Origin of the sequence: Pseudanabaena sp. PCC 7367 (genome assembly GCF_000317065.1) — a bacterium.
Taxonomy (GTDB): Bacteria; Cyanobacteriota; Cyanobacteriia; order Pseudanabaenales; family Pseudanabaenaceae; genus Thalassoporum; species Thalassoporum mexicanum.
Genome location: NC_019701.1, coordinates 4,392,655 through 4,410,555 on the forward strand (window position 1 = coordinate 4,392,655; position 17,901 = coordinate 4,410,555).

Annotated in this window: 14 protein-coding genes; 7 read left to right on the top strand and 7 right to left on the bottom strand. The window is 45.4% G+C overall.

The genetic code is table 11. From position 1 onward, the window contains the following. Positions 1-11 precede the first annotated feature (11 nt). Together PSE7367_RS17665 and PSE7367_RS23095 are read right to left on the bottom strand one after the other, a co-directional pair. Positions 12-767, bottom strand: coding sequence for a DUF3226 domain-containing protein (locus PSE7367_RS17665; RefSeq protein ID WP_015166704.1), 756 nt, complete (start codon positions 765-767; stop codon positions 12-14). Then, positions 767-1,849: an AAA family ATPase gene (locus PSE7367_RS23095; RefSeq protein ID WP_015166705.1), complete on the bottom strand. Its 1,083-nt coding sequence runs from the start codon at positions 1,847-1,849 to the stop codon at positions 767-769. Before PSE7367_RS23095 ends, PSE7367_RS17665 begins: the two co-directional genes overlap by 1 nt. A 230-nt stretch (positions 1,850-2,079) precedes the next feature. Between PSE7367_RS23095 and PSE7367_RS17675 the strand changes: the two genes are divergently transcribed. Together PSE7367_RS17675 and PSE7367_RS17680 are read left to right on the top strand one after the other, a co-directional pair. Further along, positions 2,080-3,219, top strand: a complete 1,140-nt coding sequence (locus PSE7367_RS17675) for an RnfABCDGE type electron transport complex subunit D (RefSeq protein WP_225882666.1) — start codon at positions 2,080-2,082, stop codon at positions 3,217-3,219. 108 nt (positions 3,220-3,327) lie between these two features. Further along, positions 3,328-4,704 carry a DUF2330 domain-containing protein gene (locus PSE7367_RS17680; protein WP_015166707.1) on the top strand — a complete coding sequence of 459 codons (1,377 nt, stop codon included), beginning with the start codon at positions 3,328-3,330 and terminating at the stop codon, positions 4,702-4,704. A 219-nt stretch (positions 4,705-4,923) separates the two neighbouring features. On the opposite strand, the gene PSE7367_RS20740 is transcribed toward PSE7367_RS17680, so the two are convergent. Next, complete coding sequence (locus PSE7367_RS20740) at positions 4,924-6,537, bottom strand: serine/threonine protein kinase (protein ID WP_015166708.1); 1,614 nt, start codon at positions 6,535-6,537, stop codon at positions 4,924-4,926. Between the two features lie 920 nt (positions 6,538-7,457). Then, the gene (locus PSE7367_RS17690) at positions 7,458-7,748 is read right to left on the bottom strand and encodes a PAS domain-containing protein (protein ID WP_015166709.1); all 291 of its coding nucleotides are present in this window, start codon (positions 7,746-7,748) and stop codon (positions 7,458-7,460) included. Between the two features lie 491 nt (positions 7,749-8,239). Here PSE7367_RS17690 and PSE7367_RS17695 point away from each other — a divergent pair, with 491 nt between their 5' ends. Next, on the top strand, positions 8,240-8,929 hold the full coding sequence (locus PSE7367_RS17695; RefSeq protein WP_015166710.1) for a zinc metallopeptidase: 690 nt from the start codon (positions 8,240-8,242) through the stop codon (positions 8,927-8,929). A 155-nt stretch (positions 8,930-9,084) separates the two neighbouring features. Beyond that, the gene (locus PSE7367_RS17700) at positions 9,085-10,566 is read left to right on the top strand and encodes a 16S rRNA (cytosine(967)-C(5))-methyltransferase (RefSeq protein WP_015166711.1); all 1,482 of its coding nucleotides are present in this window, start codon (positions 9,085-9,087) and stop codon (positions 10,564-10,566) included. A gap of 19 nt (positions 10,567-10,585) precedes the next feature. Here the strand turns inward: PSE7367_RS17700 and PSE7367_RS17705 are convergent, their stop codons facing one another. Beyond that, entirely contained in the window at positions 10,586-11,770 is a 1,185-nt protein-coding gene (locus tag PSE7367_RS17705) for an aspartate aminotransferase (protein WP_015166712.1), read from the bottom strand. A gap of 439 nt (positions 11,771-12,209) precedes the next feature. On the opposite strand from PSE7367_RS17705, the gene PSE7367_RS17710 reads away from it, so the two are divergent. Beyond that, positions 12,210-12,986: an ABC transporter permease gene (locus PSE7367_RS17710; protein WP_015166713.1), complete on the top strand. Its 777-nt coding sequence runs from the start codon at positions 12,210-12,212 to the stop codon at positions 12,984-12,986. Between the two features lie 18 nt (positions 12,987-13,004). On the opposite strand, the gene PSE7367_RS17715 is transcribed toward PSE7367_RS17710, so the two are convergent. Continuing rightward, on the bottom strand, positions 13,005-14,330 hold the full coding sequence (locus tag PSE7367_RS17715) for an efflux RND transporter periplasmic adaptor subunit (RefSeq protein WP_015166714.1): 1,326 nt from the start codon (positions 14,328-14,330) through the stop codon (positions 13,005-13,007). Positions 14,331-14,712: 382 nt separating this feature from the next. Between PSE7367_RS17715 and PSE7367_RS17720 the strand changes: the two genes are divergently transcribed. Beyond that, the gene (locus tag PSE7367_RS17720) at positions 14,713-15,957 is read left to right on the top strand and encodes an acetate kinase (protein WP_015166715.1); all 1,245 of its coding nucleotides are present in this window, start codon (positions 14,713-14,715) and stop codon (positions 15,955-15,957) included. 100 nt (positions 15,958-16,057) lie between these two features. Here the strand turns inward: PSE7367_RS17720 and PSE7367_RS17725 are convergent, their stop codons facing one another. Further along, a complete protein-coding gene (locus PSE7367_RS17725) occupies positions 16,058-16,456 on the bottom strand; it encodes a Fur family transcriptional regulator (protein WP_015166716.1) in 399 nt (132 codons plus the stop codon). Between the two features lie 279 nt (positions 16,457-16,735). Here PSE7367_RS17725 and PSE7367_RS17730 point away from each other — a divergent pair, with 279 nt between their 5' ends. Then, entirely contained in the window at positions 16,736-17,752 is a 1,017-nt protein-coding gene (locus PSE7367_RS17730; protein ID WP_015166717.1) for a DnaJ C-terminal domain-containing protein, read from the top strand. The last annotated feature ends 149 nt before the right edge of the window (positions 17,753-17,901 follow it).

Below are 17,901 nucleotides of genomic sequence, written 5' to 3' on the forward strand. Positions count from 1 at the left end.
CTGCTCCTTTCTTATTCCTGCACAATAGCTTCAGAAACGGTGAGCTCAAACAATTGGATTAGCCATTGCACAAAAGATGCTGCGATCGCTGAATCATGCATTAACACCCCAGCAGTTATTGATTGTCCCATTGGCATACCTGGCTTTCTCTGCCAAGCTAACCAAGTATGGATTAACGCTTTGGGGCGATGAGCGCTTGTATACTTGTTTAAACCATCTTGCTCTATTTCTGTCAAAATTTGCTCTGCTTTTGGCAATAAATAATCATCTTCTGGGATCATCTGCTTGGCAAAGTCTTCTAACATACCCATACCCTGATTATCTGGCATGATCCACACTCCTATTCTAGGAGCCAAAAACTTATCACTAGACGAAGCTATATATTCATGAATTAGTCCCTCTCTTGGTATATCTTCGGGTAAATTTGTATAACCTACTTTTGTTAACCTGCCTTTTACCGATTGCCATCTAGCAGATACATCAATATCAGCATCTACAACTACACCAAGGGTTTTAAGATCTGGCGTTTTTGGCATGGACTCCAATTCTTCTAGAAGTATTTCAACACCACGAGTCTTTGGAGCAGATTCTAAGTCCTCAAAAGATGCTTCAATACTATTCTTCTTAAAGCTTTCAGGTATCTTTATCTCAAATCCTTTCGGCAATTTGCTTTGCTTGCATAAGGTTGCAATAACCCGTGCATCATTGTCTCCTTCAACGAGTAGGATTTTGGGTTCGTTACTATCTGATTGTTTAGGTCGAGCCATTAACGCACCTCGATCCCGTGATCTACAGCGATCGCTAATTCTCTGGCACTATATTCAACCGGTTGAGTACCATTATCGCGGCGCTCCATTCGTAGCAATCGCCCATAGGCAGGATCGCCAATTTCTTCTAGGGCTTCCTGAAATGCCGCCACACAATCCCAACTGTGGGTAGTAGCAAATACCTGAATATTGAGTTCTTTAGCTACCTGCATGATCCAGCGCCACATATCGAGCTGAGCACCATGATATAAGCCTGTATCAATATCATCAACTAAGAGAAAACCGTTCTCTACGCTAACGGCATGGATCGCCAGGGTTAGGATTCGCTGTACGCCTTCGCCAAGGGTTCCGATCGGCACTTTCTGTCCTTTGAATAGAACTGAAATACTGTTACTACTAGATGCGCTACTAAAGTGTATACCACTGATATCAGGTTCTAATATTTTAAGAGATTTAATGACTTTATCTTCTTTACTAGTAAGTCTTATGTCATCCCATAGCGAAGAAAGTTTTCCCAAGCTTAATCCCTTGGGTGAAATAAATAAACAACTTGCTTTTCTACTATAGGCTAATCTATTTCTGTAAGACGGAGCTTGCATTATTCCTTGATCATCAACATAAATACTCTCTCCTGTAGGAGGATAATGATTTGAAATAACAAGATAATAGAGGGCTCTATTAATATCATCAGAGCTTAAATCAGTATCAAAGAGAGGTAACTGAGCTTGCTTTTGAAATTCACTTCTTAGAGCGACACTAAGGTTTAGAACGCTTTCTGAACTAGATGACAATTCTACAAATTTATTACTTATGAAAGGTTCCCGACCATAGAAAATATTGGTGATATCATAAAACAAGCCCGACTTATCCCTGAAAGAGGCTGAACTTGCATATTCCTCACGCCTATCAAGCATATCCGTCATGTAATGAAGCCATCCTCCATTAGTTAACAAATAAATCGCTTCTAAGAAACAAGTCTTACCACTATTATTCTTACCCACGATCAAATTAACCCTGGCCAAGTCATCGATCTGGAAGTCCTGGAAACAGCGAAAATTTTTGATAGAGAGATCGTGCAGCATAGGAGTTTAGAGCCGTACGGCTATCGAATGGGGTAAAGCGATCGCCCCTGGCAAAATTGTTACCAAAAATGCAACCGCGCCAAAAAGCAATCTATCTGCAATTATACTTTGCCTATCACTGTTCCAGCCCCTCAGCAATATAGCCACCTAGCCATAAACAAAGCTGGGTAGTTTAATAGGACATGTTCGATGAATATTTTGTCAATTGCCTAACCATCAATTGTCTAGTTATGCAATTGAGCGTGGGTGGGCTTCGTGCCCATCCTTACCCCCACAATATTGCTGTAAAGAAGTTAAATAATAAGTTTTCGATCGCCCCTCCCCTCAGTCATTGGCCAGGTCACAGAGTATTCCCCTATAAATTAACGCAAGCAAAGCTAAATCAAATCACCATACGTGAGCGAGTAAGAGTAATGATCTTAGAACTCCAAAAACTGTTTAAGAAGGTTAAGCAGGATGCCCGCATTTATCAAATTCTATTCCTATCTAGCTTCCTATTATTGGGGATCGGCTCCAGGGACTGGACGCTCAAGCCTGGAATTGTGGGTGTAATGTTAATTACTTGTTGGGTTACGCAAGCGATCGCTCTGTTCCTATTATCATGGCGCGATCGTTTATCATTTTCACCACAGCATCAGGAGCCAAAGGCAAAATCAATAGGTTCTGTAAATCAGTCGATCGCTACTTCTTTTTATCGTTTCATATCACCTTTGTTTAGCGCTTCCATTACAGCCCTGGCAATCTGTTTGCTGTTGCGATCGCAAAGCTATAGCACCATGATCTTTGCGGGGATTTTAGCGATCGGCAGTAAATTTATGTTCCGTTTGCATCATCCAAATGGTAGCGGTAAGCATTGGTTTAATCCCGCTAACTTCGGCATCATCGCCGTTCTCTTGCTCACTAACGATGCCTGGATTTCGCCTGGCCAATGGGGTGAAGACTGGTGGTATGCGATTCTTTTTCTTAGTGCTGGGGGCATGGTGCTCAAAAAGGTAGGACGCTTAGATACTACCTTTGCTTTCTTAGGAACTTATGCCCTCTTAGAGGCAGTGCGTAATCTTTACCTGGGCTGGACTTGGGATGTGTTTGGTCACCATCTAATGAGTGGATCGCTGCTCTTATTTGCTTTCTTTATGATTACCGACCCGCGATCGATTCCTAATGCCAGGGCTGGCCGACTGGTTTGGGCGGCTGCGATCGCTCTGCTTAGCTTTGTTCTCCGCCATCAATTTTATGTGCCAGAGGCAATCTTCTGGGCTTTGTTTGCAATGTCACCGCTGACGATCGGAATTGATTACATGTGGCGATCGCCAAGGTTCAACTGGTTCAAGCCCAAGCAATTATTATTAACCCCTCATTCTGCTCTTTAGCTGTTCTATGCCAAAAAAGCAGTAATTATAGTTTGTTATTCAAAGGATTCTTTTTGAGCATATCTCTGGACTACTAAGAATGACTACCAAGAAAACGAGTATTTAACCATGCGACTATTACGAACCTGTCTTGCAGCGATCGCTGTCTGTTTAATCTTTCTGACCGCTGCTCCGGCGGCCTGGGCATTTTGTGGCTTTTATGTTTCCAAAGCCGATGCCAAGCTTTATAACCAAGCTTCCCAGGTTGTGCTAGCGCGTGATGGCGATCGCACTATTCTAACAATGGCGAATGACTATCAGGGGGAAGTAAAAGATTTTGCGATCGTGGTGCCAGTACCGACAGTTTTAGAGAAAGAACAGGTGCGGATCGGTGAGCAAAAAATCATTGAGCGGCTGGATGAATTCAGTGCGCCGCGATTGGTGGAATATTTTGATGCTGATCCCTGTGCGCCAGTTTTATATGAGGATAGGCTAAGGCGATCGGCTAACTTACCTGCTTCTGCTCCTCTGGAAAGTTCATCAGATCAGGCTCTAGGCGTAACGATCGAATCAAAGTTCTTGGTGGGAGAATATGACATTCTCATCCTTAGTGCCAAGGAATCAAGTGGCCTAGAAACCTGGCTGCGTCAAAATAATTATCGGATTCCTGATGGAGCCAGAGAATTACTACAGCCATATATCCGCCAGGGCTTAAAGTTTTTCGTGGCGAAGGTAAATCTGGAACAGTTTCAGCGGAGCGATTTTCAATTCCTACGACCAATTATGATCGCCTATGAATCACCGCGATTCATGCTACCAATTCGATTGGGGATGGCAAACGCCAATCAAGCTCAAGATCTTTTGGTTTATGTTCTTTCGCCGAAGGGGCAGGCAGAGCTTACTAACTATCGCCTGGTGAAGATTCCCTCGAATAGCGAGATCCCTGTTTATATTAAAAATAAATTTGGGGATTTCTATAAGGCCATGTTTAGCACTGCTTATCAAAGGGAGGGGAGGAAAGTAGCTTTTCTGGAATATGCCTGGGATATGGCAAGTTGCGATCCCTGTTCAGCAAATCCCTTAACGCCGCAGGAATTGCGTCAGGCTGGGGTATTTTGGCTTGATGATCCTGGTAGTAACACGATGCCAATTATGCCTCCCATGCCAAGGGGTCGGATTAGACCAATGCCAACCCGTCGCAGTGTTTTCATGACGCGCATTCATGTGCGCTACAGCCGCGATCGCTTTCCTGCGGATTTGATCTTCCAGGAAACCGGCAATCGCCAATTCTTTCAGGGGCGCTATGTGCTCAGACATGCTTTTACCGGCGAGGCAAATTGTGATGCTGGTAGGGAATATCGGCGATCGCTACCAGCTAGATTTGAACGTGAAGCCCAAACTCTGGCCAGCCTGACTGGGTGGGATATTAATCAAATTCGTCGCGAGGCCAATGTGCCAAATTTACCAGCGAGTGATGTTCCTTTCTGGCAAAGGATCTGGCGCTAAATAATCTAGATAAAATAATCTAGATATAGGTATAGAGCTTAAGGGGATAGTCAGAACGATGATTATTCCCTTATGGTATATGTGAGAACTTGGCGATCGTTTTTATCTGAGGAAGCAAGAAGAATATGAAGATAGATGCTAAACAGTCTCTACACATATATGTCTATTTCGTTGAGAGCTGCTAGTTTTAATTTAATCGTAATTAGCTTAGCAAACGAACTACTGAATTTCACCTAACATGCGCTGGCGAAACTGATCGGCATGGGTGGGACTGGGAATCCGACGGGCGATCGATTCGACAAAATCCTGCGGCATAAGTTTGCGATTCGCATTCTGCACAATCAACTTCGCCATTGGGCCAATAAAGTGAGCTAATTCCGCTTCGCATTTACTTAAGAATGCCTGGTCAATCTGGGTAATACCTGACAGAGGAGCAGAAGAATGCCTGGATTCTGATGATAGGGCTGAGGTTAAGTTGGTATATTGTGGCCTAGTCCCTGGCTCAGTGTCATCATGGGTATTCTTGAGCAAGGCATTTACCTGCGATCGAAACTTAGCCCTATGCCCATCTGGCAAATTATGTACTAGATGCTCAACTAAATCTTTAATCGTTGTCGATCTAGCAATTGCTTTTTTAATTAAGATCGTGGCGATTGGCCCAACATGGGAAAGCATTAGTTGTTCTAAATGAGCTTTGGTTTGATCCGGCAATCGCTGCGGAGTTATTTCCTGGGTTTCCGGTGTTGCCTCAGTTCGTTGCTCCCGATCAACTAGTTCGCGGGATTCACGCCCATATTGTGGGGCAGAATTAGTTACATTGGCAATGGGCGATTGCGGATAAGGTGGCATGATCATCGATCGCGCCACAGTCGCATCATCAATTCTATGCTCTAGCGAAGTTCGCAACGCTGTCATTAAATCATTCACCGAAGCAAAGCGATCGTTACGATCTTTCTCCAGGCAGCGCATTACGATCGCTTCCAAGGCAGGGGGTAAACTCTCACTACCTGGTTGATCCCTGAGCGGAATTGGCGCTTGAATCGAATGGGCACGCACCCAGCGCATACCACTAGAATCCTTCTTCCCAGCAGCATCAAACCCAAATGGATCATGGCCACTGATCATCTCATACATAATCATGCCAAGACTATAAATATCAGCACGACCATCAATATCCTTGATCGCCTCTAGCTGTTCAGGCGAGGCATACTGAAATGTACCAATGAAAGTACCAGTATTAGTGGCATCGGATTCTTCATCATCGAATCGTCCAGAAATTTTGGCGATCCCGAAGTCAAGAATTTTAACCAATTCACCCATACTAGTTGGCATCAGGAAGATATTTGCTGGTTTGAGATCACGATGCACCACTTGCACCACCTCACTGCGACCTACTTCGCTATCCCACATCGACACACCCTGGTGGGCAAACTGCAAACCATTACAAATCTGATTAATAATATAAATAGTGCGCTCTAGACTAACTCGCTTCTCTCGGCGCAAAACTCTGCCCAGGGTTTGGCCTTGTAAATATTCCATAATGTAGTAGGGATAACCCTTGTTGGTGAGGCCATAATCTCTCACCTGCACTACATTTTCGCTTTTAATTCCAGCGCATAGAAGAACTTCGCGCTCGAATCGCTTCTTCAGATTCCCTTTGTTGGCCAGTCGCTCTTTGAGGAGCTTAATCGCTACATCTTGCCCCAGAATTGTATCGACTGCCAGAAACACATCACCCATGCCACCGCCGCCAATATGCTCGGTGATGCGATAGCGATCGCGGTCACCAACAATAGTACCAATCCAAGAACTTATACGGGTAGAGGGACTCATTGAGCAAAATTTAAATCAATCGGGCAATTGGCTTTTCAACAAATGGGAATCAGATTTGGATAGTTGATTCTCGATCGCTATTTCTACTTTAAGTAAACCCACGATCCAGATTCAAAAGAGTAATCAAGAGCAATCAATTACTTTCGGGCAAAAAGCTAATCTTACAAGCAGAGGCTTAATCGCTCCGTTGTGGATATAACATTTAAGCAAGAAATTGAATCTAGCTCTTTTAACTCTAAGCAAATAGAACTTAGCTACACTTCAATCTGTCTCTCTGTCTCGGAATCATCAATAACCATATCGTTGCAAACAGGAATAACAGAAATCTACTCAGGGAAGAACCTACAGGAATCTATAGGGACTAAAGGATCGATTTCTACTTTTCACGCAACAACTAAGTTAATCAACTATCACAATATGGTAATAATAGACCGATAAACTGATTCCATACCTGACGCTGCGCACGCGATCGTGGTAATTCCAATCACACCCTAATCAGCCCATTACATCTTTGCTAACCGCTAAACCAGGCGAAACTGGCCGCCTGAAATAGTTAGTATGTTTATTTAGTTGATTTAGTTTATTTATTATGATGCGATCGATCTAGTGAAGGTTTCCAGATTATTACTTTTACTGATTATTTCTTGATCCGATTTGTTGCTAATCTTCAAAAAATAGCCGATCGCCTTTTCAAATAATTGCTTAGATATTGCTCACTATTGCTCACTATTGCTCACTATTGCTCACTTTCAGCTTTGTGTTACTAATCAGACCAGGCCAAAGCGGTTCTTTATACTAGTTACCTTTAATTACTGATATTAGTTTGATATTAGTTAATGATATCGATCAAATATCAATCAACCTAATTTCCTTAATAAGTAGCCTATTTTCGTTTTGGATCTTAACTTGCTTGCAGACCGCTAACTAGCTCTCACCAAGGGTAAATCTTGCTGATCTTTGCCTACCAACTCATCTGGGCCTACCAACTCATCTGGTAGTGGACTCCAGATCCTGATCTGACCATTTTCATTAACCACGATCGACATTAAGCCCACATCCAGGTCGCGCCGACATACGGCGATCGCTTCATTGAGGCTAGGATAGTGCTGCACAGGTAAAAAGTTAGCACCCTGATAAGAGATCCCACTTTCACGCCCCCAGGGAGTAAGCAAGGAGACAGGATTAGCATCTGATAACGACAATATGACCATGGGCTTATTTAATATTTGATATTTATTTTGAGACGGAATCGTATTTTATCCTTCATCTAAGCAGAAAGATCAATAGTTTGTATCTTTTTATACAGAATTTAAAACATTTTTTATTACTTAGAAAATACAGCATTTCATGACAGGAGGTCAATAGCAGCACTTGGATTGTCATAATATTTACTATTTGCTGGACAATTTGCTAGGGGTGAATATGGGCGATCGCCACTGAAATCGCCACTGAAGCTGAAATTAGCAATCCTATTTTCTCGATCTAGGATTAGGCTTTCCTAGCCAGCTTTTGGTCGCTGAAGCCATCGCCCCCTGCCCTAAGTGGTGTAAACATCACTTGAAGAAGCGGATTCTAGCAGGCACAATCTTATGTATGTTCCAGATTAAATCTTTGCAAACACCAAAAATCAGATTTTCGATAAACATAGGCTTATCAAGCATCAAGATACATTAGTAAGTTGATTTTCTAGTGGAGGTATAAGATGTATTTCGATCCCATGTATTTACTGTTTGTGGCGATCCCCGGCATGTTGTTGATTGGCTGGGCGCAATTTCAGGTTAAGGGCACTTACCAAAAATATGCTCAGGTAGAATCAAGCCTGGGAATGACTGGTAAGCAGGTAGCAGAAGCAATCCTCAATAAGATGGGCGTGCAGGATGTGAAGGTGGAGCCGATCCCTGGCGAGCTTTCCGATCACTATGATCCCTCGGCCAAGGCGGTGCGACTTTCAGAAGGGATCTATGGCTCCCGATCGATCGCGGCGGCAACGATCGCTGCCCATGAGTGTGGTCATGTGTTGCAGGATGTGAAAGGCTATAAGCCCATGAATATTCGCGCCTCGCTGGTGCCTGCGGCTAATATTGGTTCGCAATTAGGGCCAATACTGGTGATTGGTGGCCTGGTGTTGGGGCTCAGTCCTATTTTTGTTAACATTGGCATTGCCCTATTCCTGGCGGCGATCCTGTTCCATGTGGTGACTTTACCGGTTGAGTTCGATGCCTCTAACCGTGCCTTACGCATCATTGATGATTTAAATATCTTGCAAGGCGAAGAACATAAGGCCGCCAAAAAGATTCTCAGTGCTGCCGCTTTTACCTATGTCGCCACGGCAATTTCGGCATTGCTGCAACTGGCTTACTATTTCATGCTGAGCAGACGGCAGGAAAATTAACTGGCAACGATTATTACTCAATGGGATCGACTTGAATTCAATTTGTTACCAATTAGGATGTAGGCTGGAAGGCATCAATATTTTCTACTCCCTTAAATCTAAATCAAGAGATAAGCAGTGAGTAGCTAACCTCCAGAAATTAATTAGGATCAATCTTGCCAACTAATTCCAGACAACTAGCCCTAGATGCCCTCCGTTTCATCCACAAGCGGGGGGCTTATGCTGATATGGCCGTGGATAAAATTTTGAGCAAGAATCTAGATTTGGGTAGTAGCGATCGCCGCCTGTTCACGGAGCTGGTCTATGGCATTGTGCGTCGTCAGCGTAGCTTGAATGCTTTGATTGATAAATTTGCCCGCAAGCCAGCCACTCAGCAACCGCCTGATTTATTAATGGCCTTGCAAATTGGCAGCTATCAAATTGTATATCTAGACCAGGTGCCTGATTCCGCTGCGGTTAACACTACGGTTGAACTGGCCAAGCAAAATAAAATGTCTGGACTGGCGGGATTGGTGAATGCGATCCTGCGAAATATTAGCCGCGCCAAGGAAAAGGATAGCCTGTGGGCAACGATCGTAGATGGGGAATTAATCGATCGAGAGCTAAATCTTAACGGAGTGGAGCAAAAGGAAATTAAGGAAGAAATTGCCTTTGATGTTTCCATATCAAAATCAGAACTAACAGATTCTCAAACCAATAAACCGCCCCAAACTGAACTAGTCCGATCGCTGGGAATTATGCATAGCTTCCCCGATTGGATTGTTGAACTATGGTTAGCGCAATTTGGCCTTGCTGCCACCAACCAGCTATGTGAGTGGTTTAATCGATCGCCCCATATTGACTTGCGCGTAAACAAGTTACAGATCGATCGCCCACAGCTATTGCAAGCCCTTGCCGATCGCGGGATCGCTGCCCAAGCACTTGATTATATTCCCAATGCAATCCGCCTGAGCCAGGGAGCCGGTAAAATCAGCAACCTACCTGGGTTTGAGCTAGGCTGGTGGGTAGTTCAGGATGCCAGTGCCCAATTGGCTGGTTTTCTGCTCGACCCGCAGCCCCAGGAAACAATCATTGATGCCTGCGCCGCACCGGGCGGCAAAACTACCCATCTGGCTGAATTGATGGACAATAGGGGCAAAATCTGGGCGATTGATCGGGCGGCTTCACGGTTGAAGAAAGTTAAGCAAAATTGCGATCGCTTGCAGGTTACCAATGTGCAGACCAGGGCGATCGATCTGCGCGAAATCGAGGATTGGCAGGATTATGGCGATCGGCTCTTGCTAGACGTACCCTGCTCTGGCCTGGGCACATTGCACCGCCATGCCGATGCCCGCTGGCGACAATCCCCGGAGCAGATCGTTGAGCTGGCGCAATTACAGCAAGAATTAATTACCAAAGCGGCCACCTGGGTCAAACCCAATGGGATCATGGTTTATTCCACCTGCACGCTGCATCCAGCAGAGAATGAAGCAATAGTAACTAAATTCCTGGCTGAGCATTCCCACTGGCAACTAGAGCCACCGGAGCAAAATAACCCTGCCTATTCGTTCATCACTGAACAGGGCTGGATCAAGGTGCTACCCCACCTCCATGATATGGATGGATTTTTTATGGCACGGCTGAGACGGGTTAAATAATTTCGATCGGCAATTGCGATCATGCAAACCTAATACCAGCCTTGTCCATGCGATCGATCGCCTCAGCCAAGCGGTCTCGATCGGCAATCAAACTAATTCGCACAAAACCTTCACCACCCTTACCAAAGGCACTACCAGGAGTCATCACCACGCCAGTATTTTGCAAAACTTCCAGGGCAAAATCAGTGGAATCCTTGGCGCTAGGTGGAATTGGAATCCATAAATACATCGTCGCGTAGGTTTTGGGAATATGCCAACCCAGCTTGGCCAACCCCTCGATCAAAAAGTCCCGCCGCTCCCGATAGCGGGTTCTGACAATGTCTAAATAAGAGTCGGGCAAATTCAGCGCTGTTTCTGCCGCAGTCTGAATCACCGAAAAAATGCCATAGTCTAAATTGGTTTTGAGGGTGCGTAAACCCTGGATTACATGGCGATTGCCCACCACGAAGCCAACCCGCCAGCCCGCCATATGATAGGTCTTTGACAGGGTATGGAACTCTACGCCAATGTCAATTCCACCGGGGATTTCCAGCAGGCTAGTTGGTTCGTAGCCATCAAAGGCAAGTTCGGCATAACAAAGATCATGGATCAACAGGATCTTATACTTTTGCGCAAACGCGACAATCTGTTCAAAAAATTCCTTGGGAGCAACCGCAGCAGTGGGATTGCCAGGGTAGTTAAAATAAAGTACCTTGGCGCGTTCGGCAATTTCGACCGGGATCGCATCCAGGTCAATTACCCAGTTGCTTTCTGGCTTCAGTACCATTTCATATAGCTCAGCGCCAGCAATCAAGGGCCCTCGAAAATGGGCAGGATAGGCTGGGCTGGGCACCAACACCAGATCGCCTGGATTGATAAACGCCAATGCCAGATGGGTTAAACCTTCCTTCGAACCAATTAGGGGCAGCGCTTCGCCATCGGGATCAAGCACCACATCATAACGTCGGTGATACCACTTGGTGATCGCTTGTCGAAAACTGGCTGTGCCTTCAAAGGGCGGATAGCCATGATTATCGGGGTCTTTGAGCGCAGCGATCGCACTTTCTACAACCGCCTCCGGGGTGGGGCCGCCAGGGTTTCCCATCCCCAAATCAATTAAATCCAAGCCCTGCTCTCTGGCACGTTGCTTGAGCTCATCCAAACGAGCAAATACATAGGGAGGCAAAATGCCCAGGCGATCGGCGGTCTGTAGCCAGGTTTTCATTACTGGAAATTTAGGTTAATACTTAAGTTGATAATTGCTGATTCTGTTGTTCTGCTACTCAATGTAATTAAGCCATTAAAGTCAATTAAAGCGAAATTAATTGATTGTGCTAGCCTTTGCTGCTACTGAAACCTGTAATCGTATGAGGCTGTTGCCGCGCCAGAATTTAAATAATAAATAGCATCAAATGCCATATCTGCTCTGAATTGGGCAATGCTATTTTCTAGCTTTTCTAGCTAAAGTCTAAATCTCTAGCTTAGATGGAACTGAATTAGACAAGGCTATAACTGGCTATAACTATACAGTTAAGTAAATAAAGATTAGTTACTTAATTACCTAGCTAAATGGGGTTCAGGACAAAATAATCATTTAAAGACTGGTTAAACATTTTAATACTCTTGCCCCCACTTTGTATCAAAGCAAACCAAATTATTAACTGATGAATTTATCTTTTCAGGTTAACCTCGAAGCGATCGCCCTAACGATTGGCCTAGTTACGATCGCGCTTGGCCTGGATCAATGGCAACAATTGGGGCTAACTAAAAATATTGCGATCGCCGTGGTTCGTGCGGCGGTGCAACTGGCAATCATTGGTTACTTTTTGGATGCGATCTTTGCCCTGTCTGAACCGATTGTGACGTTGTTTATGGTGGGCTTGCTGAGTTTTATTGTGGTGCGAGAATCGCAAAACCGTCTGCCTCGCAAAATCAAATCGGCGCTGCCACTGCTATGGACAGTAGTATTCCTCAGCACTGCCGCTGTTCTGCTCTATGTCTTGCTGTTAATTATTCAACCGGAGCCCTGGCATGAACCTAGGTTTTTAGTACCGTTGGCTAGCTTGATGTTGGGGAGTGCCACCAGTGCTGGGGCGATCGCAGCCGATCGTCTGGTCACCGAGATTACCAACCGTCGCCATGAGATCGAAACCCATTTATGTCTGGGGGCTAGTCCTAACCAGGCGATTAAAGCTTTGCAAAATCAAGCGATCAAATCAGCGATGCTACCAGCGCTCAATAGCATGACTGTGGCTGCCGTGATTACAATCCCTGCGCTAACTGCGGGACAGTTAATCGGTGGCGTTACTCCATTTATGGCGATCGCGCTGCAATTTTGGGTGATGCTGGCGATCGTGGTGACTAATTTGCTGGTGACGATTTTGTTAACTAAACTGGTGGCAAGGCAAATGTTTAACCGCGATTGGCAATTAACCATCTAGATCCTAGGGATCAGGCTATTAATTTTGTTCAAACTGACGGCGACGTTTTTCCGCTTCCGGTAGCTCAATATAAACCTCAGTGCCGGCTTCAATCCCATCTAAAATCTGGGTCTGGTTATCTACGCTAATGCCGATCGTGACCGGTTGAAACTCTACCCTATTCCGATCGGCCGGGAGCAACAAGCCAGTTTGTCCTTTTTCGGTGACGATCGCCACAGTGGGCACCACCAAAGTATCAGCGAGCCGTTCGCCAATGAAAACCGCATCCACATTCATGCCCGATTGCAACTCTTCTTGACCCGATTCGATCGCAATGCGCACCTCAAAGGAAGTCACATTTTGTTCGATTACCGCTTCTGGCGCAATCAATCTTACCCGGCCAGTAAATACCTGATCGGGGTAGGCATCGGCTAAGATTTCTACTTCCTGGTCGATCTTAATCTGGCTAATGTCGATTTCTGGTACTTTTGCCAACACTTCCAGTTCACTGGCGATCGCCACGATTGACGAAGAAGTCGCTGAGCTGGTAGTTGAGGCGGAGGTAGTAGGCGTAACGATCGCCCCTTCGTTAGTAAATTTCTGGGTGATGATGCCCGCAAATGGAGCCGTAATTAGGGTATCGTCTAGCTGCGCTTCTACGTTTCGTAAACTAGCTCTGGCCTGCTCAACCTGAGCCTCAGCGATCGCAATATCTTCATAGCGGCTGCCATTACGCAATAATTCAAGCTGGCGTTGTTGTTCACGCAAACTGGCGAGGCTGGTTTGGTAGTCGGTTTTAATTTCATCGAAGCGATCGCGGTTAATTACCCCTTCTGCCACCAAACTACGATTGCGGTCTACCTTGGCACTACTCAGCTCCATGCGTTCTCTGGCTGCATCTACCCTGGCGATCGCCGCATCAATATCTTCCTGGCGGCTACCATTGCGCAGTTTTTCTAAATTTGCCTCAGCATTAGCTAAGCTGGCTTTAGCTTGCAACACCTGGGGCACAATGTTCGAGTCATCCATTTTGGCGATCAGCTGCCCTTTACTAACCCGATCGCCCTGCTCTACATATAGTTCTGTTAATCGGCCAGTCACTTTGGGGCTCAGGTTAACAGTTTTAATTGGTACTACTGTGCCACTGGATCTAATTTTGACACTTAGTGCCTGAGATTGTACTGGTACAGTCAGATCCGCGATCGCCACTTCACTATTTGGATTGCTGAAGATACGGGCAGCCGTCACTCCACTACCAATCAAAACCGCAGCAACCAGCACGATCGCCCAGGGTTTTTGCCCCGATTTGTCTTTTTCCGCTTGTGACTTTTTACCAGTCAGATTACCGATCAAAGGAATTTGCATTTTTCTAAACCTTGATCCTGAGCATAAAAACTTACCACTCAAGAACTTAAATTTTGTCCCTATTCCCAACCACTGACTTCCAGGAATTAATAATTAATATTTGATGTTAATATTTGATATTAATAAAAATAACCTTGTCAGCAGCCGCTTAAACTTCAAAAATTGGCACTAAGCAGAACAGTGAATTAATGGGCTCTAATATAGTAATTGACCTGCTTGAATTGCCTATAGTTCCAACTTATAGCCAAACCTCAGTTTGCTCATCACTCCGTAGTGTGAATCGCTGAGACCAGTTGGGTGAAACTTTAGACCTTGACCTAGAGGGTTGACTTAATTTTTGAATACCTTCTACTTTAATGATTAAGGAAATACTGCTGAGGCCATGAAAATACTGGTTATGAACGCTGGCTCTAGCAGTCAGAAAAGTTGTTTATATGAAATCTTAGATCATTTGCCCACCCAGCCGCCTGTCCCTCTTTGGGAATGTGCGATCGACTTGAGTCATCAGCAGGGCAAGGCTGAGCTAGAGCTTAAAACCAAACCAGGCCGCAAGTTAGAGATCGAGCTAGAGGTTAACGATCGCGCCGCCGCAATTACTTATATGCTTGAAACCCTGACCAAAGGCGAAACCCAAGTAATTGAGACTCTAACTGAAATTGATTTAGTCGGACACCGGGTAGTACATGGGGGGCAGCAATACCGCCAGGCTACTTTGATTGATCCAGCAGTTAAGCAGACAATCGCCGATCTGGCCAGGTTTGCACCGTTGCATAATCCCGTGAACCTGGAAGGAATCGAAGCGATCGAGCAGGCACTAGGAGCAAACATCCCCCAACTTGCAGTGTTTGATACCGCTTTTCATAGCAGTTTGCCGGATGCGGCGGCGATCTATGCCGGCCCCTATGCATGGCAACAGGAAGGGATCCGTCGTTATGGGTTTCATGGCATCAGTCATCAATATTGCGCTGTCCAGGCTGCCCAAATTCTCGATCGAGATTTTGCCCAACTCAAGCTGATCACTTGCCACCTTGGCAATGGTTGTTCCCTGGCGGCGATCGAAAATGGGCATAGTGTTGACACCACCATGGGATTCACGCCCCTGGCTGGGCTAATGATGGGGACGCGCTGCGGTGATGTAGATCCTGGGATCTTGATTCACCTGCTCCAACAGCAGCAATATAGCGCTGAGCAGCTTAACCAGCTTAACCACTTGCTTAATTATGAATCAGGCTTAAAGGGGATTTCGGGCATATCCAGTGATATGCGACAGATCTCATTGGCGATCGAAGCAGGCAGCGATCGAGCACAGCTTGCCTATGCTATTTACCTGCATCGCCTAAAATCTCAAATTGGCGCAATGCTGGCCAGCCTGGGGGGAGTTGATGCCCTGATTTTTACTGCGGGGGTGGGCGAAAATCATGCTCAATTGCGCCAGGATGTCTGTGCGGCTTTTGCATTTCTGGGGTTAGAGATAGATCCAGAGAAAAATTCGCAGACTGCTGGAAACGGAAAAATAGATCGAGATATTGCCACCGCCAATTCATCGGTAAGAGTTCTAGTGATTCATACCCAAGAAGATTGGGCGATCGCCAAAGAATGCTGGCAATATAGGGCAACTAATCATTGAGCCAAAATTACCCAATAACGAACTAATAACCACTGGAAGAAGATTCACCATAGGATCGCAGTCAGAAAAAATTAGCGATCTACCATTTTCCTCAAACAACCTAATCAGTCTGTTCCTGTTGGCAATTGTGGCAAAGCCCAAAAAACTCCAAGGTATGATAATAAACCTTAAAATCATAATCAGAGTCCAGTTGATGCTCTAGCTCATGCACCGGACAATCATCGATCGGCACTGAAGCGCCACAGTTCACACAATTTAAATGGTGGCGATCGCTATGGGTCAATCCATATACAGTCTCGCCACTAGGCAAAGTAAGGGCTTTAATTCGTCCTTGAATTTTCATCGCATCCAAGGCTCGATAAACCGTGGCCAAGCCGATCGACTGGCGGCGATCGCGTAACTCGGCATATATATCCTGAGCCGACAAAGACTTATGCAACTCCTGCAAAAGCGCCAGAACTCGCTGTTGGTTTTTGCTTAACTTCTCTTTCATCGCCATCCTTTAATTCCTGGCTCAGATTCCCTGCTTTTTACTCCTTGACATCTACTGAAGCAACTCGATCACTCGATTGTTAGTATCTCTAATGCTCTAATGCCAGGTTTAATGAATTCTAACAATAAATTCTATTTGTTTCGGAAACCCGAAATTGCTAACTGGATAGTTTGAGCTATTATGATCGCACGATATCGAAATCGAATTACGATCGCCCCTAAGTAGGTTCCATTAGTTAAACGACCAGCTAAGCAACCTGTTTCCTGACTTCATAGCTCAAAAGACATGCGCAATTTCCGTAACTACTATGAGATTCTGGGTGTCCCCAAAGGGTCTTCAGCCGCAGAAATCAAAAAATCCTATCGTAAACTAGCTCGGAAATACCACCCTGATATGAATCCGGGGGACGCAGTGGCAGAGGAGCGATTCAAGGATATTGGCGAGGCTTATGAAGTTTTGTCTGATCCCACCAAACGTCGTCAGTATGACCAGTTTGGCCAATATTGGAAACAAGGTGGCTTCCAAGGCGCTGCACCACGTACCAGTAGTACCTATCGGCCTGGATATTCTTCCTGGGATTCTGATTACGATCGCGGCGTTGGTAATGATGTAGATTTCAGCCAATTTAGCGATTTCCAGGAGTTTATCGATCAGCTCCTCGGCAAGTTTCGCACCACTGGTGTTGATCCGCGTACCACCGACCCTGGTTATAGCTATCGCCCTGGCTATAAATCAGCCAAGTCCACCACCAAATCACCGCCGCCGCCACCTCGCACTAGCAGCAAACGAGATGCTGAGGCATTGCTGAATCTGCCCCTTGAACGTGCCTACACTGGCGGCAGAGAAAGAATTAGGCTTGAAGATGGGCGATCGCTAGAAGTGAATATGCCCAAAGGGGTGATGACTGGTCAGCGCATTCGCCTCAAGGGACAAGGCCCCTCTGGTGGGGATTTATATCTAAAGATTAATCTTTCACCCCATCATTTTTTTACGTTGGATGGTTACAACATTCGCTGCCAGCTACCGGTCACTCCCAGTGAAGCGGCACTAGGGGTTCAGGTTGATGTACCAACCCTCAGCGGTCAGGTCAGATTGACAATTCCGGCTGGCGTAAAATCGGGGCAACAACTGCGATTGTCTGGGAAGGGCTTCCCTAAAGATTCACGCAGTTTTGGCGATCAATATGTTGAAATTCAAATTGTAGTGCCCAAGAACCCTACCGACCTGGAGCGTGATCTCTATGAGAAGCTGCTGCGGGCGCAGTCATTTGATCCCCGCGAAAATTTATTAAAGGTTAAGTAGCCAGGTTTCCATTCACAGCCAGGTGAATAAGGCGAATACATAAATATTACGTTGTGGCAGGAGCCTTTTAAAAGACTAAAAGACTCTATGTATTTATTAGGGTATTTATTAGGCAAAATTAATGCCAATGTTGACGATCGCCCTTGATG

Coding starts and splice junctions, on each gene's coding strand:
- PSE7367_RS17710 (WP_015166713.1), top strand. CDS start 12,210: ATGAATTTATCTTTTCAGGTTAACCTCGAAGCGATCGCCCTAACGATT.
- PSE7367_RS17715 (WP_015166714.1), bottom strand. CDS start 14,330: ATGCAAATTCCTTTGATCGGTAATCTGACTGGTAAAAAGTCACAAGCG.
- PSE7367_RS17690 (WP_015166709.1), bottom strand. CDS start 7,748: ATGGTCATATTGTCGTTATCAGATGCTAATCCTGTCTCCTTGCTTACT.
- PSE7367_RS17730 (WP_015166717.1), top strand. CDS start 16,736: ATGCGCAATTTCCGTAACTACTATGAGATTCTGGGTGTCCCCAAAGGG.
- PSE7367_RS17705 (WP_015166712.1), bottom strand. CDS start 11,770: ATGAAAACCTGGCTACAGACCGCCGATCGCCTGGGCATTTTGCCTCCC.
- PSE7367_RS17675 (WP_225882666.1), top strand. CDS start 2,080: ATGCAATTGAGCGTGGGTGGGCTTCGTGCCCATCCTTACCCCCACAAT.
- PSE7367_RS20740 (WP_015166708.1), bottom strand. CDS start 6,537: ATGAGTCCCTCTACCCGTATAAGTTCTTGGATTGGTACTATTGTTGGT.
- PSE7367_RS17680 (WP_015166707.1), top strand. CDS start 3,328: ATGCGACTATTACGAACCTGTCTTGCAGCGATCGCTGTCTGTTTAATC.
- PSE7367_RS17695 (WP_015166710.1), top strand. CDS start 8,240: ATGTATTTCGATCCCATGTATTTACTGTTTGTGGCGATCCCCGGCATG.
- PSE7367_RS17725 (WP_015166716.1), bottom strand. CDS start 16,456: ATGGCGATGAAAGAGAAGTTAAGCAAAAACCAACAGCGAGTTCTGGCG.
- PSE7367_RS17720 (WP_015166715.1), top strand. CDS start 14,713: ATGAAAATACTGGTTATGAACGCTGGCTCTAGCAGTCAGAAAAGTTGT.
- PSE7367_RS23095 (WP_015166705.1), bottom strand. CDS start 1,849: ATGCTGCACGATCTCTCTATCAAAAATTTTCGCTGTTTCCAGGACTTC.
- PSE7367_RS17665 (WP_015166704.1), bottom strand. CDS start 767: ATGGCTCGACCTAAACAATCAGATAGTAACGAACCCAAAATCCTACTC.